1 protein-coding gene is annotated in these 644 nt (G+C 41.6%); it reads right to left on the bottom strand.

Translation table 11 applies throughout. The annotated features are described in order from the left end of the window. Positions 1-644: IS3 family transposase (locus PSI06_RS21065; RefSeq protein WP_273604820.1), on the bottom strand; the 644-nt coding region annotated here is incomplete at both ends.

The raw sequence follows: 644 nt of genomic DNA, 5'->3' as shown, positions 1-644 counted from the left end.
CATTCGCACTGAGTTGTAGTAATTCTCAATATAAAAACGACTTTGTATTGTCATTTCGCTACGACTCAGTTCATTTAGATTACTCATCCATTCTTTTTTGTACTGAGCAAAAAAACTTTCTGAACAGGCATTATCCCAGCAGTTCCCCTTTCTCGACATGCTAATCGTTACACCTCGCTTGTTCAACCACGATATAGTCTCTTTAGCTCGATACTGGCTCCCTTGATCTGAATGAAACAGTAAACGTTGCCCGTTCGGCTTGCGCACATTCCAAGCCTTCTTTAGTGTTTTAATCACTAAAACCGCATTATTAATTCGACTTGTTGCCCAGCCCACAACTTTGCGTGAGTATAAATCTAAAATGACACATAAGTACTGCCAGCCTTCTTTACAGCGCACCTGAGTTATATCCGATACCCATACACTATTAGGCTCTTCAACATCAAATTGACGAGCAAGTAGATTCTCTGTCGTTATAAAACCCTGCTTTTTATTACCACTGGTGTAGCGACGCTTACCTGATTTAGAGCGATAACCTACGCTTTGTAATAAACGCTGCACTCGGCCTTTACTGCAATCATATCCGTCGGCTATGGCGGCTTGCCACAATTTTCTGTAACCAGGTATGCAGTGCTCTTCATTAC

The sequence above is a fragment of the Pseudoalteromonas sp. GABNS16E genome (assembly GCF_028598715.1).
Taxonomy (GTDB): Bacteria; Pseudomonadota; Gammaproteobacteria; order Enterobacterales; family Alteromonadaceae; genus Pseudoalteromonas; species Pseudoalteromonas atlantica.
This window is presented reverse-complemented; position numbering and strand designations above follow the sequence as displayed.